1 pseudogene is annotated in these 291 nt (G+C 65.3%); it reads right to left on the bottom strand.

From position 1 onward, the window contains the following. Positions 1–291, bottom strand: a pseudogene (locus B3873_RS25175) (permease DsdX); the annotation flags it as partial.

Raw genomic sequence — 291 nt, 5'->3', positions numbered from 1 at the left:
CCACGAATTTCAGCACTTGCTGGCGGGTGAAGCCACGGGCGATGCCGAAGGTCCAGATCGCCAGCAGCAGTGCCGCCAGCAGGGCCACGATGGGGTTGCCGATGAAGTCCATCAGGTCGCGCACGGCGTGGCCTTCCGGCAGGGTGACGTCGACGAAGGTCTTGAGCAGCATCAGGAACACCGGCAGCAGCACCGTCACCAGCGTGGTGGTGAAGCCCGGCAGGTTGGTGGTCTGCGGCTCGCGCGCCAGTTGCGCCATCAGTTCCTCGGAGGGCTTGATGTCGACGTAGC

The organism is Herbaspirillum sp. UBA812 (assembly GCF_002296545.1).
Lineage (GTDB): Bacteria > Pseudomonadota > Gammaproteobacteria > Burkholderiales > Burkholderiaceae_D > Herbaspirillum > Herbaspirillum huttiense.
This window is presented reverse-complemented; position numbering and strand designations above follow the sequence as displayed.